Annotated in this window: 18 protein-coding genes and 1 pseudogene; 7 read left to right on the plus strand and 12 right to left on the minus strand. The window is 64.5% G+C overall.

Annotated elements, in window-relative coordinates; all coding sequences use genetic code 11:
- Positions 1 to 52: 52 nt before the first annotated feature.
- The gene (locus AC56DI_RS14100; RefSeq protein ID WP_496346731.1) at positions 53 to 454 is read right to left on the minus strand and encodes a GFA family protein; all 402 of its coding nucleotides are present in this window, start codon (positions 452 to 454) and stop codon (positions 53 to 55) included.
- An 83-nt stretch (positions 455 to 537) separates the two neighbouring features.
- Between AC56DI_RS14100 and AC56DI_RS14105 the strand changes: the two genes are divergently transcribed.
- Positions 538 to 1,305, plus strand: coding sequence for a TerC family protein (locus AC56DI_RS14105; RefSeq protein ID WP_496346732.1), 768 nt, complete (start codon positions 538 to 540; stop codon positions 1,303 to 1,305).
- Between the two features lie 74 nt (positions 1,306 to 1,379).
- Here AC56DI_RS14105 and recD read toward each other — a convergent pair whose 3' ends face one another.
- From recD to recC, 3 genes are all read right to left on the minus strand, one after another.
- A complete protein-coding gene (gene recD / locus AC56DI_RS14110; protein WP_496346733.1) occupies positions 1,380 to 3,221 on the minus strand; it encodes an exodeoxyribonuclease V subunit alpha in 1,842 nt (613 codons plus the stop codon).
- 157 nt (positions 3,222 to 3,378) lie between these two features.
- Complete coding sequence (locus AC56DI_RS14115) at positions 3,379 to 7,047, minus strand: UvrD-helicase domain-containing protein (protein ID WP_496346734.1); 3,669 nt, start codon at positions 7,045 to 7,047, stop codon at positions 3,379 to 3,381.
- On the minus strand, positions 7,044 to 10,409 hold the full coding sequence (recC, locus tag AC56DI_RS14120; RefSeq protein ID WP_496346735.1) for an exodeoxyribonuclease V subunit gamma: 3,366 nt from the start codon (positions 10,407 to 10,409) through the stop codon (positions 7,044 to 7,046). The genes AC56DI_RS14115 and recC overlap by 4 nt, the downstream gene beginning before the upstream one ends.
- A gap of 164 nt (positions 10,410 to 10,573) precedes the next feature.
- On the opposite strand from recC, the gene AC56DI_RS14125 reads away from it, so the two are divergent.
- Together AC56DI_RS14125 and AC56DI_RS14130 are read left to right on the plus strand one after the other, a co-directional pair.
- A complete protein-coding gene (locus tag AC56DI_RS14125; RefSeq protein ID WP_496346736.1) occupies positions 10,574 to 11,707 on the plus strand; it encodes a PilT/PilU family type 4a pilus ATPase in 1,134 nt (377 codons plus the stop codon).
- 299 nt (positions 11,708 to 12,006) lie between these two features.
- A complete protein-coding gene (locus AC56DI_RS14130; protein WP_496346737.1) occupies positions 12,007 to 13,038 on the plus strand; it encodes an AraC family transcriptional regulator in 1,032 nt (343 codons plus the stop codon).
- Between the two features lie 13 nt (positions 13,039 to 13,051).
- Here AC56DI_RS14130 and AC56DI_RS14135 read toward each other — a convergent pair whose 3' ends face one another.
- From AC56DI_RS14135 to AC56DI_RS14160, 6 genes are all read right to left on the minus strand, one after another.
- Positions 13,052 to 13,360, minus strand: a complete 309-nt coding sequence (locus tag AC56DI_RS14135) for a hypothetical protein (RefSeq protein ID WP_422587741.1) — start codon at positions 13,358 to 13,360, stop codon at positions 13,052 to 13,054.
- Positions 13,361 to 13,420: 60 nt separating this feature from the next.
- Positions 13,421 to 14,422 carry a TerC family protein gene (locus AC56DI_RS14140; protein WP_496346738.1) on the minus strand — a complete coding sequence of 334 codons (1,002 nt, stop codon included), beginning with the start codon at positions 14,420 to 14,422 and terminating at the stop codon, positions 13,421 to 13,423.
- A 144-nt stretch (positions 14,423 to 14,566) separates the two neighbouring features.
- Entirely contained in the window at positions 14,567 to 15,757 is a 1,191-nt protein-coding gene (locus tag AC56DI_RS14145; protein WP_496346739.1) for an MFS transporter, read from the minus strand.
- A 226-nt stretch (positions 15,758 to 15,983) separates the two neighbouring features.
- A complete protein-coding gene (locus AC56DI_RS14150) occupies positions 15,984 to 17,762 on the minus strand; it encodes a Vgb family protein (RefSeq protein WP_496346740.1) in 1,779 nt (592 codons plus the stop codon).
- Positions 17,755 to 18,714 carry an NAD-dependent epimerase/dehydratase family protein gene (locus tag AC56DI_RS14155; protein WP_496346741.1) on the minus strand — a complete coding sequence of 320 codons (960 nt, stop codon included), beginning with the start codon at positions 18,712 to 18,714 and terminating at the stop codon, positions 17,755 to 17,757. The genes AC56DI_RS14150 and AC56DI_RS14155 overlap by 8 nt, the downstream gene beginning before the upstream one ends.
- A complete protein-coding gene (locus AC56DI_RS14160; protein WP_496346742.1) occupies positions 18,702 to 19,625 on the minus strand; it encodes a bile acid:sodium symporter family protein in 924 nt (307 codons plus the stop codon). Before AC56DI_RS14160 ends, AC56DI_RS14155 begins: the two co-directional genes overlap by 13 nt.
- Before the next feature lie 379 nt (positions 19,626 to 20,004).
- Between AC56DI_RS14160 and AC56DI_RS14165 the strand changes: the two genes are divergently transcribed.
- From AC56DI_RS14165 to AC56DI_RS14180, 4 genes and pseudogenes are all read left to right on the plus strand, one after another.
- Positions 20,005 to 22,242 carry a putative bifunctional diguanylate cyclase/phosphodiesterase gene (locus tag AC56DI_RS14165; protein WP_496346743.1) on the plus strand — a complete coding sequence of 746 codons (2,238 nt, stop codon included), beginning with the start codon at positions 20,005 to 20,007 and terminating at the stop codon, positions 22,240 to 22,242.
- Positions 22,243 to 22,397: 155 nt separating this feature from the next.
- Positions 22,398 to 23,411 carry a DUF5924 family protein gene (locus AC56DI_RS14170; protein WP_496346744.1) on the plus strand — a complete coding sequence of 338 codons (1,014 nt, stop codon included), beginning with the start codon at positions 22,398 to 22,400 and terminating at the stop codon, positions 23,409 to 23,411.
- A 518-nt stretch (positions 23,412 to 23,929) separates the two neighbouring features.
- A pseudogene (locus AC56DI_RS14175) lies at positions 23,930 to 24,199 on the plus strand (methyl-accepting chemotaxis protein); the annotation flags it as partial.
- 30 nt (positions 24,200 to 24,229) lie between these two features.
- Positions 24,230 to 24,595, plus strand: a complete 366-nt coding sequence (locus tag AC56DI_RS14180) for a CZB domain-containing protein (RefSeq protein WP_496347522.1) — start codon at positions 24,230 to 24,232, stop codon at positions 24,593 to 24,595.
- Positions 24,596 to 24,658: 63 nt separating this feature from the next.
- Here AC56DI_RS14180 and AC56DI_RS14185 read toward each other — a convergent pair whose 3' ends face one another.
- Complete coding sequence (locus AC56DI_RS14185) at positions 24,659 to 25,099, minus strand: OsmC family protein (protein WP_496346745.1); 441 nt, start codon at positions 25,097 to 25,099, stop codon at positions 24,659 to 24,661.
- 1 nt (position 25,100) lies between these two features.
- Positions 25,101 to 25,292: a YgaP family membrane protein gene (locus AC56DI_RS14190; protein WP_324519747.1), complete on the minus strand. Its 192-nt coding sequence runs from the start codon at positions 25,290 to 25,292 to the stop codon at positions 25,101 to 25,103.
- Between the last annotated feature and the right edge of the window lie 53 nt (positions 25,293 to 25,345).

Genomic DNA, 25,345 nt, shown 5'->3' on the forward strand with positions numbered 1-25,345 from the left:
GAGCTACAGGCGGCGCTGATCTCCCGGCGCAAGGCACACCCAACAGCCCCTCCTACAAACACTCCTCATCCTCCTGGGGTAGCTGCGGATCAAGCTGCAGCCACGGCAGACGGCTGCTGACCCAGATATGCCGGTCGGCAGGTGCCTGTTGCGGGTGATCGAGAGTGGCCACGGTAACATCCAGCGTCGAGGGGCTCAGCTGGGTCAGCAACGCCAACTGCGCGCCGCAACCTGGGCAGAAAAAGCGTGTGCAAGTGGGCGATGAGGCGAATGTGGCCGGCGTCCCGCATAACCATTGAAAGCTGGCGAGCGGCACCGTGATCCACGTCGTGACGATACCGCCGCTGGTGCGCCGACAGATCGAGCAGTGACAATGAGCAATGTCGCGCAAAGGCGCATCAAACTGGTAACGCAGCTGACCACATTGGCAGCCGCCTTGCTGGGCATTACTCATCTCCAGGGCTCTCCATTCAATAACGCCTAGTGAGGCGTTAGACTGCCACACCCCATCATCCCCCAGCAGAGTAACTACCCATCATGGAATGGCTGACCAGCCCGGAAATCTGGATCGCGTTTTTCACCCTGACCGCGCTGGAGATCGTCCTCGGCATCGACAACATCATCATGATCGCCATCCTTGTCGGTCGGGTGCCCAAGGCCATGCAAGCCAAGACCCGCTTCTTCGGCCTGGCCCTGGCGATGGTCACGCGGATCATGCTGCTGCTCTCCATCACCTGGGTGATGCGCCTGACCAACGACCTGTTCAACGTCTTCGGCCAAGGTATTTCCGGGCGCGACCTGATTCTGTTTTTCGGCGGCCTGTTCCTGCTGTGGAAAAGCAGCATGGAGATCTACCACGGCCTAGAAGGTGAAGACGAGACCGCCGACGAGCCCAAAAGCATGGCCGGCGGCTTCCTCGGCACCATTGTGCAGATCGCCATCATCGACATCGTGTTCTCCCTCGACTCAGTGATCACCGCGGTCGGCATGGTCTCCAACGTGCCAGTGATGGTCGCAGCCATCATCGTCGCCGTGCTGGTGATGATGCTCGCTGCCGGCACCATCAGCGACTTTATCGACAAGCATCCGTCACTGAAGATGCTCGCCCTGTCGTTCCTCACCGTGGTCGGTACCGTATTGATCGCAGAGGCCTTCGACGTGCACGTGCCAAAGGGCTATGTGTACTTCGCCATGGCCTTCTCCCTGGGCGTGGAAGCCATCAACATCCGCATGCGCACGGCGCGAGCCAAGAAGCTGGCGCAGCCCGAGCCGGTCAAACTGCGCAAGGATATTCCGGGCGAATAAAGCGCCGGTTAAGCGATACAAAACGGGGCCTCAGCAGGCCCCGTTTTAGTTTTTGATCACTTCAAGTCAGGCCATCAAAACAAGCCCAGCTGACTTGGCTGATGGCTGCTGGGTGTCGCTAATAACGGCGTATTCGCCACGCCATCCTCGACCGCCAGCGCCAGGCGCAAGGCTAACCCCGCCGCACGCTCGGCTTTGGTGTTAACCGCCTCGCTGATACGCGGCGCCAGGGCCCAGATCTCGACCTTGTTCTTGGCGCGGGTGATGCCGGTGTAGAACAGACTGCGACTGAGCAACGGGCTGGGTTGCTCGGGCAGCACCAGCAGCACTTCACTGAACTCCGAACCCTGGCTCTTGTGCACGGTCATCGCCAACGCGGTTTCGTGGCTGGGCAGGCGTGCGGTGGTGAAGGTGCGGAAACCCTCTTCGCTCTCGAACAGCACGCGCAAGCCCAGGTCGGTCATCAGGCAGATGCCGATATCGCCGTTGAACAGGCCCAGGGCGTAGTCGTTGCTTTGCACCATCACCGCCCGCCCGGCGTACCAGCGCTCGCGCTCGGCCAGTTTGAAACGGCGCTTGTAGCGTGCCTCCAACGCCTCGTTGAGACCGGCCACGCCGAACGCGCCTTCGCGCTGGGCGGTGAGTACGCGGAACTGGTTGAAGGCGGCAAAGGCCGCCGCTGGCTCACCAGCCCGCGCGGCCTGCAGATAGCCTTCGTAACCCTGTTCAATCCGCGTCAGCAACGCCGCCGGGGTCGGTACGGACTGCCAGTGCAGGTTACTGCGCCCTTCCTGCAACAGGCTCAAGGTGCCGCGCGCATCGCCGCCGTTGATCCGCCGTGCCAGCTCGCCGATGCCGCTGTCCCCGGCAAACCGGTGGCTGTGGGTGAGCAGTACCACGGCATCACCAAGCATGGATGTCGGCGCCTCCACCGGCACGCTCTGCCCGGTCAGGCGCTGCACGTCGGCCGCCGCGCTGGCGTTGAAACCCCGGCCATCGCACAGCTCGGCGAACACCGCGCCGGCTTCCACGGCGCACAGTTGGTCCTTGTCGCCGAGCAGAATCAGGCGGCCGTTGGCGGGCAGGGCGTCGAGCAGTTTGGCCATCATCGCCAGGTCGACCATCGAGGCTTCATCGACCACCAGCACGTCCAGGGCCAGCGGATTGGCCGCCGTGTGGCGTACCTGCGGGCGATCACCACGGCTTCCGAGCAGGCGGTGCAGGGTGCGCGCCTGTTCCGGCAGCGCCGCCTTGATCGCCTCGCTGACCGGCAGGCTGGCCTTGGCGTTGCGGATTGCCTCGGCCATCCGCGCCGCGGCCTTGCCGGTGGGCGCGGCCAGACCGATGGCAAGACGTTCGCCGCCGGGCTGTTCCAACAATGCCGCCAGCAGGCGCACCACGGTGGTGGTCTTGCCGGTGCCGGGGCCGCCGGAAATCACCGCCACCCGCTTGCGCACCGCCTGGGCGGCCGCCAGGCGCTGCCAGTCCGGTTGTTGAGTGTTATTGGCAAACAGACGCTGCAAGCTGTCGCTCAGTTGCGCTTCATCCACCGCCGGCTGATCGGCCGCCCGACTAAGCAACTGCACCGCCAGCTGGGCCTCGTAAGCCTGATAGCGCGCCAGGTACAAGCGCTCGCCGTCGAGAATCAGCGGGGTAAAGTCGCCCGGCGCACCAACCAACGCGGACGCGCTCAGCTGCCCGCGCCAGTCCGTCAGCGCCGGTAGTACATAACCCTCGCCCCACGGCCGCTGTCCGGCCCAGCGCGCCAGCGGCAGACAGACATCGCCATTGCCGAGCACCTGGCAGCATAGCGCGGCGGCGGCCAGGACCGCTTCATCCGCACTCGGGTCGAGGCGTTGCAGGCTGGCCAGCAGGGCGCGTTCCAGTGGCCCGAGGGGCAGATCGCTAACGCTCATTGATTCGACTCCCGGTCACTGCGAGCGCCGCCAAGTTGATGGGTATCGCTGCGCTCAACCCATCCTACGGACTCAGACCGCGTAGCCCGGATGCAATCCGGGGATGACAGCGGCTGATAGAGCTCCCGGATTGCATCCGGGCTACGCGTGACAGCCATCAGTGGCCCCCTTCGAACAGCTGATCCAGCGCATCCAGCAAGGCATCGCTGGGGCGAGCGAAGTACACGCCGGCCTCCGGCATGCCGCGCAGGAACAGGTAATAGGCGCCGCCCAGCTGTGCATTACTGAAGTCAGCCAAGCGCTGGCGCAGGAAACGCCGCAGCGCCACCAGGTAGATCAGGTATTGCAGGTAGTAATGCTCGCCGGCGAGCGCTTGCAGCAGGCGCTCGCCGCCGTAGTAGCTGGCGTCCGGGCCGAGCCAGTTGGATTTGTAGTCGAGGATGTACCAACGGCCGTCGTGTTCGAAGGTCAGGTCGATAAAACCCTTGAGAAAGCCCTTCAAACTGTCGAACTCCAACCGGCTGGCGGCCTCGCGCAACGGCTCGGCCAGGTCGTGGGCCGGATCGCTGAGGATCTGGCGCAGGCGCTGCACCTGCAGGTCGCCGACCGGGAAGGTAAAGCCCAGCTCGGGCAAACGCCGCGCCGGCTTCAGGCTGGCCAGACTGAGGCCCTGGCCATCCAGATCGCTGTCCAGCACCAACTGCAACTGCGCCAGCGCCACCGCGCCCCAGGTCTCGGCATCGATACCGTGGCCGCTCAGGGCCGGCGCCACCAGATCCGTCAGCGCGCCTTTACCTCGCGCCCAATCTTCGAGAATCGCGTGCAAGCAAGTACCGGCCCGCGCACCACGGGGGAAGGCGTAGAAGCCGCTGCCCGGCTCGCTGGCATCCGGCATGACCAGGCCATCACGATCCGGCGCTTCCATATGCATGCCCGCGGCTAATCCAGAGAAGCTGCCAACCCGCCAGGCGCTGTAAAGGCTGCGCTTGAGCTGACCCAGTTGCGCGGGCGGCGCGGCGCGGCGTTCACCGGCGGCGCTGGCTTCAGTTTCACGCAGGGCCTGCACGGCCATACGGCCCTGACTGGCGGCGCTCAGCTGGTCGATTTCCGCCCGCAAGTCGCTGGGGCTGAGTTGTTGAAAGTGCTCGGCGAGTTCCACCAAGGCGTCAGCGCCCGACAGCTGACGACCGTGCAGCAGCCAGGCCAGGGCGCTGCTGTGCAGGCCGCTGTCGCTCATGCTGCCGTCCTTTTTCGGCTTGCAGTCCACTGGCCCCCAGTGCAGCCACAAGCGGTCGCGGGCACGGGTTAGAGCCACATAGGTCAGGCGCAGTTTCTCGGCGAAGCGCTCATGGCGGGCGCGCTCGCGGTGCACGTCGAACTGCTCGCCGCCCAGATCCAACAACGGTGTGCCGTCGTCGGCGTGGCAGGTGATGTCTTCATGTTGGCGCAGCAAAGCGCCGTCCCACAGATAAGGGCAGAACACCAACGGGTACTCCAGGCCCTTGGAGGTGTGGATGGTGACGATCTGCACCCGCTCGGCATCGCTTTCCAGGCGCAGCAGGGCGTCTTCGCCATGGGCCTCGGCGCTACGCTGGGCGTTGAACCAGCTGAGCAATTGCTCCAGGCCCGCGCGTTGCAGGCTCTCGGTTTGCAGCAGCTCGGCCAGGTGCAGCAGATTGGTAAGCCGCCGCTCGCCATCCACCAGCGCCAGCAAGCGCGGCGCCACCTGTTGCTCGTCCAGCCAGGCACGGAAGGCGCGCATAAAGCCCTGCTGCTGCCAGAGCTGGTGATAGCGCTCGGCGGCCTCGCGCTCCTCATCCCAGGCGCGGGCGTCTTCCTGGCAGGCAGCCAGATCGGCTGCGCTACGCCCGAGCAAACGACTGGCCAGGGCATAGCGCAAGGCGCCTTCGCGGCCAGGCTCAGCATAGGCAGCCAGCACCGCGGCCAGCTCACCGGCCTCTTCGCTGTGCCAGACGTTTTCCTTGCCGCGACGCACGCTGGGTACGCCGCGCGCGGCCAGTTCGGCGGCCACGTCACTGGCTTGCCGATGGCTGGCGACCAGCACGGCAATATCACCGCCTTTGAGCGGCGTGCGTTCACCGCTGGCGTCGAAATACGCCTCGCCCGCTGCACTGGCGGCCAGCAAGGCGGCGATGCGTCGGGCTGTATCGCGGGCCACCAAGGTGCCGGCCGCGCCTTTGCCGAGATAGTCATCATCCAGCCAGACCAGACTCAACGGCGCGTCCGCTTCACCCTCGACGACCGGCAACACCAGTTGCGCGCGAATCTTGTCGCTGGCGCCGACTGGCGGGTAGCTCAGTCCCGGCTCAGCGAATGGCATCGGCCGGTCGAACAGCTGATTAAGGGCGGCGATCAGCTCCGGCGTGGAGCGGTGGTTGGTGGCCAGGCTGTACTGCCGGGCCGCCTCGTCGCGAGCCTTGAGGTAGGTGGCCAGATCGGCGCCGCGAAACGCATAGATGGCCTGTTTGGGGTCGCCAACAAAACACAGGTCACCCCACTGGCTACTGCGCGCCTCGCTGGCGGCGTCAGTTCCTCGCTCAGGGCTCGCCGTACAGCCAGTACTGTCTCCCCCTTCGCTCGGAGCCTTCCTTGCCAGCAAGTCGCTCGCTACGCCAGGACCTGAATAGATGCGATGAAACACCTGGTACTGCACCGGGTCGGTGTCTTGGAATTCGTCGATCAGCGCCACCGGGTACTGCGCGCGCAGGGTGCCGGCCAGGTGCTCGCCGCCCTCGCCGTACAGGCCCTGTTGCAGCTGGTTGAGCAGGTCGTCGAAGGCCAGCAGGCGTTGCGCCGCCTTGCGTTGCGGCAGCTGCTCATTGAGCTGGCCAATCAGGCGTACCTGCAGGTCGATCAGCCGTTGTTCGGCCTCAGGCTGCGCCGCCGCCAGGGCGTCACAGAGGTCCTGTAACGCTGCTGCCAATGGACTCTCGGGCACGCTGGCACCCTTCTTGCTGGCCTTGAGCAAGCCTTCACGGGACAGACGCTGGTGCGCCTCGGTCTTGCTGAACAGCGCCGCGGCGTCGCTGAAATAACCGTCCAGCTCCAGCTGCCAAACGCCCAGTTTGGCGACGTTGCACATATTACTTTTGAAGCCGTCGCAGGCCTTGAGCTGCGCCAGCCAGGCGGCGCTCTCGATCTGCCAGCTGTCGCGCGCGCGCTGCCAGGCACTGCGCAGGCCACGCATTTCGCTGCTGGCCCCCGGCTGCGGCTCGATGCGCAAGTAAGGTTTGCCCAAGTGATTGCGCAACTGCTGGCGCAGGCTCTGCGGGGTGACTTTCTGCTGCACCAGAAACGCCGCCCACTCCGGCTCGGCCGCCGCCAGCTCATGGCGCCAGAGGTCGGCAAGCAGGGCGTCGAGCAGTTCGCGGTCGTCGTGGGTCAGCTCGTTATCGAAATCGCCACCGGCCTCGAACGCCGCATCCTGCAAGGCGCGCTGGCAGAAGCCGTGGATGGTGAAGATCGCCGCTTCATCGAAGCCATGCACCGCCAGCAGCAGGCGCCGGTGGCTGGCGGCATCCGGGTACTGGGCGTGCAGACGGTTAAGCAAGTCGTCCGCGCCCGGGCCTTGCTCGTACACCGCCAACAACTCGGCCAGGCGCTTGCGGATGCGCTCGCGCAGCTCGGCGGTGGCGGCGGTGGTGAAGGTCACCACCAGAATCTGGCTGACGTTGAGCTGCTTCTCCAGCAGCAGACGCGCGTACAGCGCGGTCAGGGTCCAGGTTTTGCCGGTGCCGGCGCTGGCTTCGATCAGCGAGCGGCCAGTGAAAGAGTCCGTAAGTAAATCCAGGGCGGCGCTGTTCATGCCTCGTCCTCTGCTTGGTCTTGCAAGGCATCCAGGGCCGGGCCGTAGAGCTGTTCGGCCAGGGCTTCGAAGCGCTCGTCGAGCACCTCACGGTCGCGGAAGGCCAGGGCGTTCCAGGGGTCGTCGCCTTCACCACTCATGTGCTCGTTGCCTTGCCACATCAGCGCGGCTTCGCCGCGCGCGGCGTCGATCGGTTCCTTGCGCCCAGGGTTGCGCCATTTTTTGGCAAAACCAACGCTGCATTTGGCCAATAGCGGCAGCGGCTCACACAGCGCACGTTGGTAAGCCTCCAGCCAAGGCTGCAGCAGCTCCAAGGGGTTGGCCAGCGGGCCCAGGCGCCACTCGCTTTTTGGCGACAGCAGTCGACTGTCGCGGCGGATGCCGGGAGTCGCCGCGCAGTTGAGCAGCAGGTGGCGCAGCCAGAACGGCGCCAACTCCCAAGCGCCCAGATCACGCAGGCGGTAGTCGAACAGGCCCTCGTCGGTAACGCCCTCCAGCCAGCCGTGGATGCGCACGCCCGCCAGGTTGATATCCACCAGCAGCGGCTGCGCGGCCTCGGCCGGGCGCTCGTCGAACAGGGTGGGGGCGAAGGCGCGAATCGGCCCGCGGATTTGCCCCCAGTAAGCCTGGCCCAACTCACCCACCGGCAACCAACCGGAGGCGGCGGCGACGGCACGCTCCTGGGGCTCCGTCCAGTTCTGCTCGATGGCCTGCAACGCCAGCTGGCGCAGGCCGTGCTGGCTGGTCCATTCGACGCTGAAGGGTTCGTCACCGGCCAGCACTTCGGTGCCTTGCGCCAGGTGCAGACCGAGGCGCTGTTCCAGCAGGTAGCGCGCCGGGTGCTTGAAGCAATGCAGCAGCTGGCTCGGCTCGATGGTCAGCCAGTCCGCATCGGGGGCAGCCAGGCGACTGGCAAAAGCGGGCGCCGGCACTACCGGCTCGCTCAGGCGCTGCGCAGCGCGGAACCAGGGCGCGGCGAAACCGGCATGGGCGGCACTGGCGAAGTTGCCGGGGGCGAAAGGTTGCAGCGGGTGTTGATGGGTAATACGCGCGCTGGCTTTTTGCTCTTGTAGGAGCGGCCTTGGCCGCGATGTTTCGGCGGCGCCGGGTTCGCGGTCAAGACCGCTCCCACAGGTCGGCAGGAGTGGTTCCCGATCGTTTGCTGCAGTTCCTACATCCCTATAGCTCGCTGTCAGGTCGACCACATCCAGCAGTTCACTGATCAGCACCGAAGGCGGCAATACCGCATTGCTGCGCGGGTCGCGGCCGACGTAGCTGAGGTACAGGCCCTGGCGCGCCGAGAGCAGGGTTTCCAGCAGCAGGTAGCGGTCATCCAGACGGCGGGCGCGGTCGCCGTGCCGCGGTTTCTGCCCGATCAAATCGAAGCCGGCCGCCGGCGTGCGGCGTGGCAGGGCGCCGTCGTCCAAACCGAGCAGGCAGACCAGGGCAAACGGCAGGCTGCGCATCGGCACCATGGTGCAGAAGGTCACCGCGCCGGTAAGAAAGCCCGAGGCGCCGCTGCCTTGCTCCAGCGCGGCGGTCAGTTGCTGGCGGATCAGCGCCAGCTCCAGCGGCCGCTCGATACCCGCCGCCAGGGCCTGTTCGCGCAGGGCGGCGCAGGCCTTGCTGAGCAGCAACAGGGTGTCGCCGGCTTCGCGCTCATCAAATAACTCGTCGATCAGGCCCTGCAGCGTGTCGGCCCAATCACTCAGGCTGCGCTGCCGTTGCAGCGTCTGCGCCAGCGCCGCCAGGCGTTCGACAAAGGCCACCAGGCGGCCGAGCAGCTGGGCGCGGGCGCCTTCCAGGGCATCCAGCGGCCAGCTGTCACCGAGCAACGGCGCGTGTCCGGCGGCCAGTTGCGGCGGTGCGGCAAAGCCCAGCAGTAGGCGATCCAGGCCCTGGCGCCAGGTGAAGGCGGCATCGACCGGCAAGCCGAGTTGCTGGCGGTGCTCGCCATCACGGCCCCAACGCACCCCTGCCGTGCTCAGCCAGTCGCGCAGCAGCGGCAGGTCGTCGGCGTCGATGCCGGCCTTGGCCGCCAGGGCTGGTTGCTCCAGCCAGGTCAGCACTTCTTCGGCGGTAAAGCGGCTGTCGGGCAGCGCTAGCAGGCTGAGAAAGGTTTCGATCAGCGGGGTTTCCGCGCGCAGGCTGCGGTCGGCCAGGCTGAACGGGATGCGTGGCACACCTTCGCGGGGGGCAAATACGGCTTCGATATAGGGCGCGTAACGTTCGATGTCCGGGGTCAGCACCACCACCTGATCGGGTGTCAGTTGTGGGTTGGCGGCGAAGCGCGCGAGCAGCTGGTCATGGAGGATTTCCACCTCGCGCAGCGGCGAGTGGGCGCAGTGCACTTCCAGCGAGCGGTCGTCGGCACGCAACTGCAAACGCTCCTCGGGCTGGCGGGTGCGCAGGCGCAGGATGTCGTTTTGCAGGGCCTGCAGCAGGCTGCTGTCGTGCAGGTCGGCGTCCTCGGAATACAGGCCGGTCTCCTGACCGCCTTCGCCGGACGCCAGGCTGAACAGGCTGTCGAAAAAGTCCCGACCCTGCTTGCCCAAACTCGCCAGCAAAGGATTGCCTACATCCAGGTACCACTCATCCGGGCTCAGCTCCGGACGCTTGGCCAGCTCGCGGATATCACGAATCTCGCCCCAGGCCTCGCGACACGGATTGAGGGCAAACAGGATGACTTCACAGTGCTGGCTCAGGCCTTCGAGCACGCGCAGGTGATGGGGCGGCAGGCTGCTGATGCCGAACACCACGACGCGCTCGGGTAGCCCGACGATGGGCGTGGAGTCCTGCAAGCGCTGCAACAGTTCATCGAGCAGGCGCGCGCGGTGCGGGTGGCCGTCCTTGGTCAGCTCGCGCCAGAGCAGCGCCTGCCAGCCTTCGTCCGGGCCCAGATCGAGCAGCTCATTGCGCTCCCAGGCCGCCAGCCAGTCGTCGCGGTACAGCAGGTATTGGTCGAACACGTCGGCAATCTTCACCGCCAGGGACAGCCGCCGACGCTCATCACCGCCCGCCAGGTAATGGGCCAGGCGCGGCGCCTGGGCGCAGTGCTCGGGCTCACACAGCCAGTCGTACAGGCGCCAGGTCAGGCTGCTGGGGCTGAAGGCCGACTGTTCAGGTAACTGACCGAGCACCAGACGCGACACATCCCAGACGAACTTGGCCGGCAACTGCACCTCAAGCTGCATAGCGATCCCGGTGCTGCGCGCCAGTTGCAAGGTCAGCCAGCGGCCCATGCCCTGACTCGGCACCACCACCAAGGCCGGCGCCAAAGGCTCACTCAGCGGCTGAGCCAGCAGCGTGCAAGCCAGCTCACCAAGGGTTTCCAGATCGGGGGCATGAAAGAGGCTGAGCATGGGGCGGTGGAGTCCGTTCGAAGGCGGGAAAAACAGCAACTCTGTTGCGCCGGATCATAACGCGAAGCCAGTAGCCGACTACGGTTAAAGGCTAAACGCGGCATGCGACGGGCAGTGTCGCGCGCGACATTCTACGCAACCTTCCACGCAATCACGGAGCTAGCATGGACAACCAGCCAACCGCGGCCGCAGGGCCAGATGTTTACCCCTATCTGCAAAAGCTCTACAGCCTCGGCGGCTCGGACATGTTCTTCAGCGTCGGCACCCAACCGCAGCTCAAGGTCGAAGGCCTGACCCACCCGGTCGGCAGCGAGGTCATGAAGCCCGGCGCGGTGCAGCACATGGCCTACCAACTGATGACGCAAAAGCAGATTGCCGAGTTCGAGCGCGACCTGGAAATGAATCTGGCCGTCAGCGTCGGTGGCTCGGGGCGCTTCCGTATCAACGTCTATTACCAGCGCGGCGAAGTGTCGATGGTGGCGCGCCTGATCAAGAACGAAATCCCACCGATCAGCGCCTTGGGGCTGCCAATCCAGCTGGAGAAGCTGGCCATGCTCGATCGTGGCCTGATTCTGGTCATCGGTGCCGCGGGTTCGGGCAAGTCGACCACGCTGGCGTCGATGCTCGATCACCGCAACAGCAACAAGGACGGCCACATTCTCTGCATCGAGGACCCGATCGAGTTCCTGCATAAGCACAAGCGCTCGGTGATCGACCAGCGCGAGGTCGGCCTCGATACCCACAGCTTCGGCGACGCCCTGCGCAACGTCCTGCGCGAGGCGCCGGACGTAATCATGCTCGGCGAGATCCGTGACCTCGACAGCATGCAGCACGCCCTGCACTACGCGGAAACCGGCCACCTGTGCCTGGCCACCCTGCACGCCACCAGCACCACCCATGCCCTGGAACGCATCGTCCGATTCTTCCCGGAGGAGGCGCGCCGGCAGATTCTCGCCGACCTGGCGCAGAACCTGATTGCCTTGATTGGCCAGCGCCTGGTGCCCGGTGTCGAGCAGAAACGCGCGGTGGCGGTAGAGCTGCTGCTGGCCTCGGCGCATATCCGCGACCTGATCCAGCGTGACCTGCTGGACGACCTGCGCGAAGCCGTCGGGCGCGCCACCGAGCAAGGCATGCAGACCTTCGACCAGCACCTGCTGGCGCTGTATGAGAGCGGCCGGATCAGCGTCGAGGAAGCCATCCGCCATGCCGACTCGCGCACCGACCTGACCCTAAAGATTCGCCTCGGCCATGGCGTCGGCACGATCAATAGCGACCTGAATATGCTGCGCGATAGCTAGTGGCGTGTTTCACGCTGCTTGAAGCATAAGGACAGTGCTAATAAGGGTTTCGTGGCGATTATAAGTGTCATCAACAGCGCACCGCGTCAGTCGCTCAGCTCCGCCACCGAGTCGCCCGGATTCGCGGCCAAGGCCGCTCCCACAGGGTTTGCGTCAGGCGCGATCTTTGTGGGAGCGGTCTCGACCGCGAACGGCGTAGGCCGCGATTTCGTGGCGACTATAAGTTCCATCAACAATGCATCGCTGCACCAGGCGCCGCCGCGCTTTCCCTGGCGGCCCGGCTTGGGCATCATCGGCCCATGCACACACCTTCCGTCGATCCCCGTCATGCCTCCGTCAGCGCCAGCCTGACCCAGGCCGTTCTGCACGCGGCCAGCCGTCTCGGTCTGGCCCGCGATGGGCTGCTGGCTACCAGCGGCCTGGACGCCAGCCAACTCGACAACCCCGATGCCCGCGTGCCGCTACTCGCGCAGCAACAACTGTGGGCGGCGATTGAGCAACAACTGGGTAGCGTCGAAGCCGGCCTGCTGATCGGCGCGGCCCTGGCGCCGGGGCAATTCAGCGTGCTCGGCTACCTGCTGCAAAGCAGCCCGACTCTGAGCGCAGCGCTGCAAGCAGTGCAGCGTTATCAACGCCTGGCCGGCGAGGGCGGGGAGTTCAGCCTGCACGCAGAGGGCGAATGCCTGTGGCTGGTGTACCGCGCCGTGCAACCCGAGCAGGCTGCCACCCGCACCCGCGTGCTGGCGCTGATGGTCTTCTGGCAAAGCCTAATGACGCCGCTGCTGGCGGACTTCCACCTGCTCGGCGCGCGCTTTATGCACGCCGCGCCGGACAACCTCGACCGCTACACCGAGGTGTTCAACTGCCCGCTGCACTTCGCCGCCAGTGATTACGCCATCGGCCTGCCGCACGCCTTGCTGGAACAGCCGCTGGCCCAGGCCAACCTGCCGTTGCAGAAGCTCCTGCGTGAACATGCCGAAGCCCTGTTGGCGCGGCTGCCCAGCGAGAGCCTAAGTGCCCGCGTAGTGAGTTTGCTAAGCGCCCAGCTCAGTCAGGGCGAGCCGGATCGCAGCCAGCTGGCCCAAACCCTCCACCTCAGTGAACGCACCCTGCAACGACGCCTGGCCGACGAGGGCAGTAGCTATCAGCAGTTGCTCAACGATACCCGCCGGCAACTGGCCGAACGCTACCTGCGCGATGGTCAGCTAGCCGCTACGGAAATTGCGCTGCTGCTCGGCTACTCGGAGCCCAGCGTGTTTTTTCGCGCCTTCCGTCAGTGGACGGGGCTGACCCCCGGCGAATACCGCGCCCGTCAGCAGACCCAGGAGTAACCCGCAACCACCATCACGTCTCGATTGTGGTGCTATCGGGTGCGACCGGTTTGGCCGCCTCGGGTGCATCCTCGGGCGCCGGCTCATTGCTCGCCGGCGGTGGCTGGCCAATCCAGGTTTCAGCAGATTGTTGCGCCTGGTCGACCTTTTCGTTGAGCGTGTCCACCGACTCCTTGAGGGTTTCCTGGACCATTTGTTTGGCGCTTTGTTCGGCCTTGGCGGCCAGCTCGCGGCCGGCTTGCTCGGCCATGTCGCAGCCACTCAAGCCCACGGCCAGGGCCGTACATACGGCCGATACAGACAGCAATTGCGTTAGTTTCATCGGTGTTCTCCACATTCGGGTGATTGCGGCGCCGCTCAGCTGAGCCGCACCGCACGCTCGTTATTTGGCTGCCTGTTCATCCTGCAGCGGGCCTTGATTACGCGTCTTGTACAGCGACAGCAGTACGCCACCGATCAACAGACCCAAGGTCACGCTCAGGGAAATCACGGGCGGGATCTTGCCGATGATGCCGACCAGGAAAATCTTCGCGCCGATAAACACCAGCACCAGGGCCAGGGCGTACTTCAGGTAGGCGAAGCGGTGAATCATCGCCGCCAGGGCGAAGTACAGAGCGCGCAGGCCGAGGATGGCGAAGATGTTCGAGGTGTAGACGATGAACGGGTCCTGGGTGATGGCGAAGATCGCCGGCACGCTATCGATGGCGAAGACCAGGTCGGCGCACTCGATGAGGATCAGGGCCAGGAACAGCGGCGTCACCCACAGCACGTTCTTGCCTGAGGCATCCGGTTGGCGCACGAAGAAGCGCTGCTCATGCAGGCGATCAGTCACACGTAGATGACCGCGTAGCCATTTGACCAGGAAGTTGTCTTCCAGATTCGGATGCTCATCCAGTTTGGAGAACAGCATCTTCACCCCGGTGAGGGCGAGGAACGCGCCAAACACGTAGAGTATCCAGCTGAACTCGTGGATCAGCGCAGCACCCAGGCCAATCATGATAGCGCGCAGCACCAGCACGCCCATGATTCCCCAGAACAGCACCTTGTGCTGGTACTGACGTGGGATGGCCAGGAAGCTGAAGATCATCGCCATGAGGAACACGTTGTCCATCGACAGCGATTTTTCGATCAGAAAGCCGGTGTAGAAGTCCATGCCGGCGTCACCGCCTTTCTGCATCCACACCCACAGGCCGAACAACAAGCCGGCGCTGATATAGCCGGCTGACAGCCAGAGACTTTCTTTGACGCCGATTTCGTGATTATCGCGATGCAAGACGCCGAGGTCGAAGCTCAGCAAGGCAACAACTACGCTGATGAACACCAGCCATAGCCAAACAGCGGTGCCGAGAAACTCGGCCATAAAAAACGGTTGTAGAGCTTCCATGAGCCCCTCCTAAGTCGAAGTTGTACAAACTGTAACTCCGACATGGCGGCGCTAGCCGTCAGAGGGGCCCGGTGTTACGGGCTGCACTCTATTAATTCCGAGTAAACCGCTCAAGCATTGAGGTTTTGCAAAGTATTGCCGACCTCAGGCGTATGCCCGCAAGCGGGCCAGGCGCCAGCCGGCCAGGCCGAAAAGTAAGGTCAGCCCGACACCACAGAACAGCAGGCCCTGGCTGGCGGGCAGCACCTCTAGCAACAGACCCGCGCCCAGGCCGCCGGCCGCCGGGACCACCTGGCTGGTGACGGTGTAGATGCTCAGCAGCCGGCCGCGCAGCTGCGGCTGACTTTCATGCTGCAGCAAGGCGACGATCAGGCTGACCGCGATGCCAGCGCCGATGCCGTTGAGGCCCAGGCATAACAGGGCCAGCCCCAAGCTGTTGGTTTGCCCCAACAGGCCGAGGGCGATGCCACTGCCGAGGGCGGCGACCAGCACGCAGCGGCCCTGGCCAAAGCGTCGTGCCAGCCACAACGACACCGCGCCACCGAGCAACAACGCCAGCGCCAGGGTGCCGAGAAACAGGCCACGGGCCAGCTCGCTCAGCTGCAGGGTTTGCTGGGCGAAGCGCGGCAGCATCACCTGAATCGGCCCCATGGCCAGGTAGATCAACACCGCCGCCAGCAACGCCTGGGCCAGCAAGGGCGTGGCACGCACATAGGCAAAGCCTTGCTGCACACGCTCAAGCACATGTCCGGCGCCGCCCAGACCAGGCACCCGCAAGCCCACCAGCAAACCCGCCGACAGGCCAAACAACAATAAGCCGCTGCCATGCACCGCCGGCCAGCCGCCGAGGTTACGCGCCAGCGCCAGCAGCAGCGGTGCCAGGCCGAAACCAAGCATTACCAGCAGGTTGAACAGCACCGCCAGCTTGGCCTGGCGCTCACCAGCCAGACGCCCAAGCAGCGCCATACGCGCGGGTGCCAGCAACGCCCAACCGACCCCGGCGCAGGTGGCCCCCAACAGGTACAGCGGCACCCCGAAAGCCAGGTTGCGGCTGGCCGCCGCCAGCAGCAACAAGGCCAGCAAAAAGGCGCCGTGGGCGAACTGGGCGATGCGCTGCGGCGAGTGCTGATCACACCAGGCACCGGCCGGCCAGCCGAGCAACAACGGCACCCCGAAGCACAGGGCAAAGCCGGCGCCGGCGAGGGCATCCATGCCCCAGACATCCTGGGCAAAGAGGATCACCGCATAGTTGGTCAGATGGCCGCCAAGAAAACCGGCCAGGCAAGCGGCGAAGAAACGGATCAGGTCCAGCCGGCTGTAGGTAGAGGGGGCCAAAGAATAACTCCGGAGCAATGCCAAAGGCTCTGCCAAGGTGATGAGTGAAAGAGGCGATTGAGCTGTTGTAGGAGCGAATTTATCCGCGATGCCGTTTGCCTTGAACCTATCGCGGCTGAAGCCGCTCCTACGACGGGACGCTGATCGCGAGTAGGGTGGGTTAGCCGCGCAGCGGCGTAACCCACCATGGATGCCGGCAGGCATCCCAGGCCACGGTGCGTTTGGCTCAGTCGCCCGGCGTCAGTTGGATCAGGGTCGGCTGGCCGTCCTCGATCTGCCAGCTGGGGAAGGCGCCGTTGCTGGTGAACACGCTGCCGTCGCTGGCGATCTCGATGTCGCGGGTGAAGGTCACCTTGCGCGGCATGGGGAAGGTGCGCCATTGGCCGCTGGCGATATCCAGACGCATCAGGCTGTCCGACGCGGTGCCGGTGACCCACACCTGCTGGCGGGCACGGTCGACGTTCAGCGAGTAGGGCGTTTCCGCGCCGTTCAGCGCTGACGGCAGCGGGTAGTCGCTGAAGCTGCCGTCGGCCGGGCGGTAGCGGACGATCTTGGCCTCCGGGAAGGCCGCGATCCACACATCGCCCATGGCATCGGCACGCAGTCGGCGCGGGCCCTGGAACGGCGTGTCGATGACCTGCACGCTGTCAGTCTTCGGGTCGATCACGCCAATCGAGTCGGCATGCAGGCGGGCAAACCACACCCGGCCGTCCGGCGCCACGTCGATGCCATAAGGTAGCGGCATGCCGGTGACGCGCTGATCCACCGGCAGCCAGTGCATGGGCAGGCCCCAGTTCATCAGCTTGCGCACCACGCCGTTAAGCGCCAGGCCCACTTCCTCTTTGGTGCTGCGCGCTGGCAGGCCGTAGGTGCGGAAGGTCTTGCTGGTGCGGTCGAAGCGGCCGACCTGATTGGACAGCGCCAGGGTGAACCAGACGTTGTCGTCGGCATCGATGCGCACCGTGTGCGGGTACAGGCCATCGTCGAAATAATGGGTGGTGAAGGCCTTGCTCACCGGGTCGAACTCGAACAGGCGCTGTTGCAACGACGGGGTGATGAAGATGTGGCCGTCCTTCGGCGACTCGGCGAAGGAGTGGATGCCGGCGGTGGTTTCCAGCTTCGGATAGGTCTTCAGGCGGCCGCTGAACAACCCGCCGATCTCGTCACCCTCATCAACCGGGGTCTTGTAGACAACGGTCTGGCCGCTCTTCGGGTCGATTTCCCACAGACGGTCCTGAAGGTTATCGCCAACGTAGACCTTGCCGTTGCTGTGCAGCAGCAGGTCATGCATCTGCGAAAAGGGGTCACCAATCGGCCACTCGCGCACCTGGGCGTCGGCCAGTTGGCGCTCCCAGGGCTTGGCACGCAGGACTTTCTCCGGGTGCTGACGCAGGTCGGTGTAGCCCTTTTGGAACACCTCGATGAGTTTCGGCTGGTGCTCGCTGGACGGCCGCGCGCCGTAGCCGATCATGCGTTCCATGACCTGCTGCCATTCCTCCTCGCTGCGCTCGCGGCGCATAAAGAAACTGCCCTGCTGGTGGCAGAAGCTGCACTGCTCCATGGCGGTTTTCTTCAGCGCTTGGTCACCGCCAAAATCCAGGGCGGCGAACCAGGCGTTGGCCGGCTGCTGGGCGGCGAGGGCGGCGGGATCGGTCTCGGCCTTGAGGCGCAGCTCCAGGGTGGCATCGGCGCTGACGCCGGTCTGGGTCAGGTCCTGATAACCCGGCACCCGCACGCGCAGATTGAGCGGCACGGCTTCTGGATAATCGACCTGCACGCGGCCGTCGGCACCGGCGAAAGCGGTGATCTCCGGGCTGATGCGCTGCTGGGTACGCTCGGCCGGGTAGCCGTTGTCGTCACCGGCGGCGCGCAGCGGCCGTTCGGCCTTGAGGGTGAGCATGGCCAGCGGCAGTGGCGCGCCGGCGGCATCGCGAATGCTTACCTGCAGTGCCTGGGCGGGCAGGGCCAGGGCCGTAAGGGCGAGGGCAACAACGGCATTACGCATGACTAACTCCCTGGGCATCGAGAAAGGCAATAAAGGCTTCGCGGCTGGTGTAGCGCGGGGTGTAGCCGAACTCTTCCTTCAACCGGCGGTTGGCCAACACCGGGCGGTAACGTAGAAAATCCACCTGCTCGGGGCCGTACTGCGACAGGCGCAGCGGTTTGAGCACACGCAGCACGCCCTGGATCAAGCCGGCCGGCAGCGGCCGGTAGGGCTTGCGCAGGATCTGCGCGATCTCACGCAGGCTCAGGGCGCCATCGCCAGCCAGGTTGAAGATGCCGCTGGCGCCTTTCTCCAGGCCCTTGCGGATGATGCTCACCACGTCCTGATCCCAGATAAACACGAAGCGGCTGTCGCTGCCCTGGATGCCCAGCACTGCGCGCTTCTTGAACATGTCGGTGATCTGGTTGTTAACCCGTTTACCGAGGATGGTGCCCGGCCGCAGGATCAGCTGACGCAGCTGTGGATAGGCGATGCGCGCCTGCACCAGCAGCTCTTCGACCTCGCGCTTGTGCTTGGCATAGGCAAATTTGTTATGGCCACGCAGGGGGTCGTGCTCATCAATCCACTCGGCGTTTTCCGGGTAGTAGCCATAGGCCGCGCCGGAGCTGGTGATAATCAACTGCTCGACGCCACTGGCCGCAGCCGCCTCAACAATTGCCCGAGTGCCTTCCACGTCGATGGCGTGCAGGGTGGCTTCGCTCATTCCCGGCGGTGGGCTGACCACCGAAGCCAGGTGGACGATGGCCTGGGGCTGGCACTCGGCGACCGTTTTACGCACCGCCTCGGGCTGGCTGATATCCAGCAACCGGGGCTGCACATTGCCACGCAGCAAGTTGGCGGGAATTTCGCGGATATCGGCGGCGAACAGCGTCCAGTTGGGCTGCTGCACGGCCAGGTCGGCGAGCAGCTGTTGGCCAATAAAACCGGCAGCGCCGGTGATCAGGATGCGCATGTCTGTTCCTCTTTTTCCGCGTGCAAGTGCGGTGGGGTGCGCCGCCACAAAGCCACCAGCAGCAAGCCGGAAACGATGTGCCAGGTGCCCCACAGGGCGGCGATCAGGGCCATGTCCGGCTGGGCGCCGAACTGGGTGAAGATCAGCCCCAGGGCTAATCCGGAATTCTGCATGCCGACTTCAATGGTCAGCGCCCGGCGATCAAAGTCCGCCAGCCCGCTGAGGCGAGCGCTGCCCCAACCCAGCAGCAGGGCACAGAGGTTGTGCAGGACGACGATCAACAACAGCGAGCCGAGGCTGTCGAGCAGCAGGTGGCGGTTGCCGATCACTGCCACCAGCAGAAAGCCGATGAAGGCAATCATCGTGAAGCGTTTGAAGCCCGGCAGGATGCGCGCAGTCATGCCTGGCAGCAGGTTGCCCAACAGCATGCCGGCCAGCAGTGGCAGCACCAGCATCAGCAACAGGCCCTGGACGATGCCGCCAGCATCCACCTGCAACTGACTCATCTGGCTGCTGAGGAAGGCCGCGGTGTCCGGGTTGAGGCTGGCGGTCAGGGCGAAGTTAAACGGCAGGGTGATGATCGCCAGCAGGCTGGAGACACTGGTGACACTTACCGACAGCGCGGTGTTGCCCCGAGCCAGGTGGGTGATCACGTTGGACAGGTTGCCGCCGGGACAGCAGGCCACCAGCAACAGGCCTAACTCGATACCTGGCTTGAGGTCCAAGAACAAGGTGGCCACCAGAGTGGCCCAGGGCAACAGCAGACATTGCGCAAGCAGGCCGGTGAACACCGGCAGCGGCCGGCGCAGCACATACAGGAAGTGGCTCAGGCGCAGCTCCAGGGCCACGCCGAACATCAGGCTCGCCAGGACCAGGCCCAGCCAGATTTGCTGACTCTCGTCGTAATTCATCAGTGGGTCTCAATTGTTCTTGTTTTGACCCGGATCAGCATAGTTAACGGCCGCCACCGCCACAGTGGCATTGCCCGCCAATGGCCATGGCCAATCGCGACAACTGACCGCACCCTGAGTGGCTCGGCACGGCCCCAAATACCCCTCAAGCCCTGCGCTCAAACCCCTCTAAAACAGTCCTTATGGCCGTTGTAGGGCAATCCGACTTGAGGTAAAAGTGGCCGACAGATTTCGCCCCTGGGTGTTAATCGGGCGCAAGCCTGCTGTGCTGGGCAGGCCATATGGGCCTGCATGAACGAGCACGAACCACCGCCCCAATGGCTAATGGCGGAATGTGACCCGTGCTTTTTTACTGCCTGTAAAAAACCAGAGACCCGCAATGGATATGCACGAAGAGTTACATGCCCTACTGCGCAGTAATGGCCTGGATGGCGACGAGCTCGCCACACGCCTCAACTTTCTCAATTGGGGCCCAGCAGATGACGCCCGCTTGCGGGCGGCCTGTAGCGACTTCAGCGACGTGCACCAGCAGTTTGTTGAGCATCTCTACCAGCACCTTGGCGACTTCAGCGCACCGGCGGCCCTGCTGCAAGACAGCACCGTGACCGCACGGCTCAAGCACAGCCAGCTCGATTACTACCAGCGCCTGTGGCAAGGCCCGCGCGACCACGACTATGTCTGCGAACGCCTGCGCGTCGGCCTGGTGCATAACCAGGTCGGTCTGGAGCTGAAGTGGTACCTGGGTGGCTATCGCCTGTACCTCGACAACCTGCTGCAGAACCTCTTCGGCACCGAACCCGCCAGCGCGCTGTACGCCAGCGTCTTGAAAGCGGTGTTCTTCGATTTGGCACTGACCATCGATGCCTACAACAGCGGCCAGCGCCAGGCTCTGGAAAGCAGCGATGCGCGCTACGCCCGCGCCCTGCGCGGCGCCAACGACGGTGTCTGGGACTGGCACGTCGAGCGCGACAGCCTGTACCTCTCGGAGCGCTGGGCCGGGATGCTTGGCCTCGACCGCGACCAGCTCGGTGAAGGCTGCGCAGGCTGGTTTGCCCGCGTTCACCCGGAAGACCTGCCGGGCCTGCGCCAAGCCATCGACCAGCACGTGAACGGACACACTGAATCCCTGCACCAGCAATACCGTATCCGTCACCGCGAAGGGCACTACATGTGGGTGCTGGTGCGCGGCGTGGTCAGCCGCGATGAGCGCGGAGGCCTGCGCCTAGCCGGCTCACAGAGCGATATCAGCGGCCAGAAAAACGCCGAACAACACCTACAGCATGCCGCGCGCCACGACCCACTAACCGGGCTGGGCAACCGCATACGCTTGCAGGAGCTGTTACTGCAGGCCCAACAACGCCATCTTCGCCCTGGCGCGCGGACGGCGGCCCTGCTGTTCATTGACCTCGACCGTTTCAAACTGATCAACGACAGCCTCGGCCATGCCGTCGGCGATCAAGTCCTGGTCGCCGTCGCCCAACGCCTGGGACAGTGCCTAAGGCCCGGCGATTACCTGATTCGCTTTGGCGGCGACGAATTCGTCGCTCTGCTCGACGATCTGGCTTGCCTGGAAGACGCCGAGCAGGTCGCCCAGCGCATGCTCGACGAGCTGCTGCAACCGCTGTGGCTGGCCGAACGACAACTCTCCGTAAGCGCCAGCATCGGCATTGTTGACCTCGCCGAAGCCGATATCGAAGGCGACGTACTGCGCGCCGCCGACTTGGCCATGTACCGCGCCAAGGATGCCGGCAAGGCCCGTTTCGCCCGTTACAGCGCCGAACTGCAGGCCCGCGCCGAACAGCGCTTACAGCTGGAAAGCGCGCTGTCCCAAGCGCTGGCGCGCCAGGAGTTCGAGCTTTACTACCAGCCTGTGTGTTGCCTGGATCAAGGTCAGGCACGGGTGACCGGTGTCGAAGCCTTGCTGCGCTGGCGCCATAACGGCAACCTGATTTCACCCGAGCAATTCATCCCAGCGCTGGAGGAGTCAGGGCAGATCATCGCCGTTGGCGACTGGGCACTGCTTCAGGCCTGCATGCAGAGCCAGCGCTGGCAAGCCGTCCAGCCAGGCATGAGCTGCGCGGTGAACCTGTCCAGCCGCCAGCTGTGCGAAGCCCAGTTCGCCCAGCGCGTGGCACAGATCCTGGCCATTACCGGCATGCCGGCGTGCAACCTGATTCTGGAAATCACCGAAAGCCAATTGATGGAAGACAGCGCCCAGACCCTCGCCTGTCTGCGTGAGTTGGCCAGCCTCGGCGTGCGCCTGGCCCTTGATGATTTCGGCACGGGCTATTCCTCGCTGGGCTATCTGACGCGCTTCCCGCTGCACATCCTCAAGGTCGACAAGAGCTTCATTATTGGCGTCGAGGACGACGGCGAGCTCGGCACCATTAGTCGCGCCATCATCAAACTGGGCCAGGGCCTCAACCTTGAGGTCATCGCCGAGGGCGTGGAACAGCACAGCCATCTGAACTTTTTGCGCGAGCAGGGCTGTCGCTTTGCTCAGGGCTATCTGCTGAGCCGCCCGCAGCCGGTCCAGGTGCTCGATCAGTTGTTCGAACAACACCCCATTTGCTTACAACCTGCGCCTGCCCAGTCGCCCCACGAATACTGTCTCTAAGCAGACGTGCGCCCCGAGTGTGCGCACTGCAACGCAGCGACCGTCCGGCCTGAGTCACTTCTCAGGCCGGCGGCCGTTGCGTATGCTGCGCCGCACCACGCCCTTCCCGCGTGCCGGTGCTGGCCACCGCCGCCTGAACCCTCGCTGAAAACCCCATGCCGTTCCTGAAAAACCTCTTGCTGCGCCTCCATGGCCTGATCCAGCGCTATCCCTGGGTCATGCCCGTGTACGGTTTTATTTCCGGGCTGGCGGGGTTCTTCCTGGTTGAGCGGCAGGCGGAATTCGCCAAGGTCATCGCCATCCTGCTGCTGGTCAGCTGGCTCTGGCTGATGCTGGAGAACCTGTTCAATCAGGGCCTGGAGCGCTGGTTCGGCCTGCAACTGCCACCTTGGCTGCTGCGCTTTGCCACCCAGATGGTGCACCAGCAGAGCCTGTTTTTCGTCTTGCCATTCTTTGCCCTGACCACCAGTTGGGACAGCGGCCAACTGGTGTTTACCGGCCTGCTCGGCCTGTGTGCGCTGCTGGCGATCATCGACCCGCTGTACTTCAACTGGCTGGCACCCAGGCGCTGGCTGTACCTGGCGTTCCACAGCCTGACCCTGTTTGCCGCGCTGCTCACCGCCCTGCCGATCATCCTGCATCAAACTACCGCGCAGAGTTATCAGCTGGCCCTGGGCTGCGCCGTGCTGCTGTCCTTCCCGAGCCTGCTCGGCACCCTGCGCATCCGCCACTGGTGGCGCTGGTTGGCCTTGCCCGGCCTGAGCCTGGCGCTACTCGGTGCCGGCTGGCTGGCACGGCCCTGGGTGCCACCGGCCACCCTGTGGCTCAGTGAAGTGGCGGTCAGCAGCCAGATGAACGCCGGCCAGCGCACGCCGGGACAAACCCGTGAACAGCTCAGCAGCGCCCAGCTCAAGGCCCAAGGGCTGTATGCCTACACCGCCATCAGCGCGCCACGCGGGCTGGCCGAGCGGATTTATCACGTCTGGCGGCACAACGGCAAAGTGGTCGACCGCATCGCCCTGGACATCAACGGCGGGCGCAAGGAGGGCTACCGCGCCTGGACCAACAAACGCAATTTCCCCGCCGACCCTAGCGGCAAATGGCGTGTCGACGTCATCACCGACGGTGGCCAGATGCTCGGCGTGCTACGTTTTCGCGTCGAGCCTTAGCCCCAGGCCTGCGATTGTGGTTTAGTTTCCTGGGGCACTGCCGAATACTTCTTATAGGGTCTTCGCTGCCCCACTCAATTCATTTGTCGGAGTAGTTCCGGATGTTCAGCAGCCGATGGCGCCACCGTTGCGCCGAATTAGAAATACAAACAGGCCGCCTGGAGCAGGAAAAACTCGCTCTGCAGCAGGAGATCCAGGCGCTACGCGAGCTGAACGCCCAGACCCAGCAAGATCAGCAGACCCTCAACGGCTACTCGCGTTATCAGAGCGAGCTGCATGAAAAACTCGCGCGTTTTGAAGAATCCTTGCAGCAGACTCGCGATGGCGTAGTCACCCAGGCCGAGAGCCTGCAGGCCGAAGTCTTGCGCCTGCGGGAAAACAGCGGGGTATTTGCCGAAACCTCGCAACTGCTCAGCGGCTTTTCAAGCTCCTTGGAAGAGATGGCTGTGCAGGGCGTCAATAGCGTCCAAAGTGTCGACTTGCTGCAGCGCCGGGTCGGCGAAATCAGCCGAATTGTCGATCTGATCAAGGCCGTTTCCGATCAGACCAACCTGCTCGCCCTTAACGCTGCCATCGAGGCCGCGCGTGCCGGCGAGCAAGGCCGCGGCTTCGCCGTGGTCGCCGATGAGGTGCGTGCGCTGGCCCAGCGCACACACGGTGCAACCCAGGAAATCAGCCAACTGGTCACCAGCATCAATCAGGAAACCGAGTCTGCCAGCCACTCCATCGGCACCCTGTCCGGTGAGGCATCGCGCATCTCCGGGGATGTTTCCCGCTCAGCTGAAACCCTCGATGAAATGATGGTGCTCGGCGAACACATGAGCCAGCTGATCGAGCGCATCGCCCTGCGCTCGTTCTGCGAGGCGGTGAAGCTGGACCACCTGCTGTTCAAGCTGACCGTCTACCAGCGCCTGTTCCAGCAAGATGCCAATATGCAGCTGTCGACCCACACCAACTGCCGCCTGGGGCATTGGTATCAGGCCGCCGATACCCAGGCGCGTTATGCCAGCAGCAGCTACTTCCAGCAGCTCAATGACCCGCACCGGATCGTCCACGAGGCCGCCCACACCGCCCTGCATGCCGCGCAAGCCAAGGAGTGGAGCCAGGTATTGCGCGCGGTCAATGAAATGGAAAATGCCAGCCTGAAGGTCAGCCAGTTGCTCAGTAGCCTGAGCGGCGGCTGAGGGTAACCCCGATGCCTTAGCCTTCCCGCGTCACGCCGGAAGGCTAAGGCACTCGCCAGTCGCTCAGGGCAAAACCAGCTGGCTGTGCAGCTGGGTACCGTGAGTCAGGTTGTCGGCCAGCGGGCAGCGCCGTTCGACCTCCAGCAGAAACGCCTGCTTGTCCTCGGCACTCAGGTCGGCATCGATCTCGACCAACACCCGCAGGGCCTGAAAGCCAGGACGCACCAAGGTGTCACGGCCGAGTAGACCGGCCGGGTCATAGTCGGCCTGCATCTCAAAGCGCATACCGCGCAACTCAATCTTGCGCTGATGGGCCAGCAAGCGGCCGATGGTGCCAAAGCACCCGGCCACGGCCGCCAGAATCAGCTCCAGCGGCGTCGGGCCGAGGTCTTGGCCGGCGGCATGCACGGGCTGGTCCATGACGATGCGATGGTTGCCGCATTGCACCTCGACTGCAAAGCCGGCACCCAGAGCGCCCTGCGCACTGATGGTTTTCAAGGCCATATCAGGGCTTCAACTTGCAGGTGTTGATGCCCAGCAGGGTGTATGCCGGGCACCAGTTGAGCAACCCGGTGGCCAGGGGCACCAGGCCAATCAGCCCCCACCAGCCAATCACCCCGGTCGCGCCCAGGCCCAGCAGAATGACGGCAGCGCCGATGCGCAGCAGTTTGTCGGTGTGACCCACGTTGTTTTGCATGACTGACTCCTTGGGGCATATGCCCGTGACATCTGTGCCTATGACAGGCGGAT

It is taken from the genome of Pseudomonas sp. BGA-UO-ETr-WB11, from assembly GCF_059567785.1.

Coding starts and splice junctions, on each gene's coding strand:
- AC56DI_RS14165 (WP_496346743.1), top strand. CDS start 20,005: ATGGATATGCACGAAGAGTTACATGCCCTACTGCGCAGTAATGGCCTG.
- AC56DI_RS14135 (WP_422587741.1), bottom strand. CDS start 13,360: ATGAAACTAACGCAATTGCTGTCTGTATCGGCCGTATGTACGGCCCTG.
- AC56DI_RS14160 (WP_496346742.1), bottom strand. CDS start 19,625: ATGAATTACGACGAGAGTCAGCAAATCTGGCTGGGCCTGGTCCTGGCG.
- AC56DI_RS14155 (WP_496346741.1), bottom strand. CDS start 18,714: ATGCGCATCCTGATCACCGGCGCTGCCGGTTTTATTGGCCAACAGCTG.
- AC56DI_RS14140 (WP_496346738.1), bottom strand. CDS start 14,422: ATGGAAGCTCTACAACCGTTTTTTATGGCCGAGTTTCTCGGCACCGCT.
- AC56DI_RS14130 (WP_496346737.1), top strand. CDS start 12,007: ATGCACACACCTTCCGTCGATCCCCGTCATGCCTCCGTCAGCGCCAGC.
- AC56DI_RS14105 (WP_496346732.1), top strand. CDS start 538: ATGGAATGGCTGACCAGCCCGGAAATCTGGATCGCGTTTTTCACCCTG.
- AC56DI_RS14150 (WP_496346740.1), bottom strand. CDS start 17,762: ATGCGTAATGCCGTTGTTGCCCTCGCCCTTACGGCCCTGGCCCTGCCC.
- AC56DI_RS14115 (WP_496346734.1), bottom strand. CDS start 7,047: ATGAACAGCGCCGCCCTGGATTTACTTACGGACTCTTTCACTGGCCGC.
- AC56DI_RS14180 (WP_496347522.1), top strand. CDS start 24,230: ATGAGCCAGCTGATCGAGCGCATCGCCCTGCGCTCGTTCTGCGAGGCG.
- recD (WP_496346733.1), bottom strand. CDS start 3,221: ATGAGCGTTAGCGATCTGCCCCTCGGGCCACTGGAACGCGCCCTGCTG.
- AC56DI_RS14125 (WP_496346736.1), top strand. CDS start 10,574: ATGGACAACCAGCCAACCGCGGCCGCAGGGCCAGATGTTTACCCCTAT.
- recC (WP_496346735.1), bottom strand. CDS start 10,409: ATGCTCAGCCTCTTTCATGCCCCCGATCTGGAAACCCTTGGTGAGCTG.
- AC56DI_RS14185 (WP_496346745.1), bottom strand. CDS start 25,099: ATGGCCTTGAAAACCATCAGTGCGCAGGGCGCTCTGGGTGCCGGCTTT.
- AC56DI_RS14170 (WP_496346744.1), top strand. CDS start 22,398: ATGCCGTTCCTGAAAAACCTCTTGCTGCGCCTCCATGGCCTGATCCAG.
- AC56DI_RS14100 (WP_496346731.1), bottom strand. CDS start 454: ATGAGTAATGCCCAGCAAGGCGGCTGCCAATGTGGTCAGCTGCGTTAC.
- AC56DI_RS14190 (WP_324519747.1), bottom strand. CDS start 25,292: ATGCAAAACAACGTGGGTCACACCGACAAACTGCTGCGCATCGGCGCT.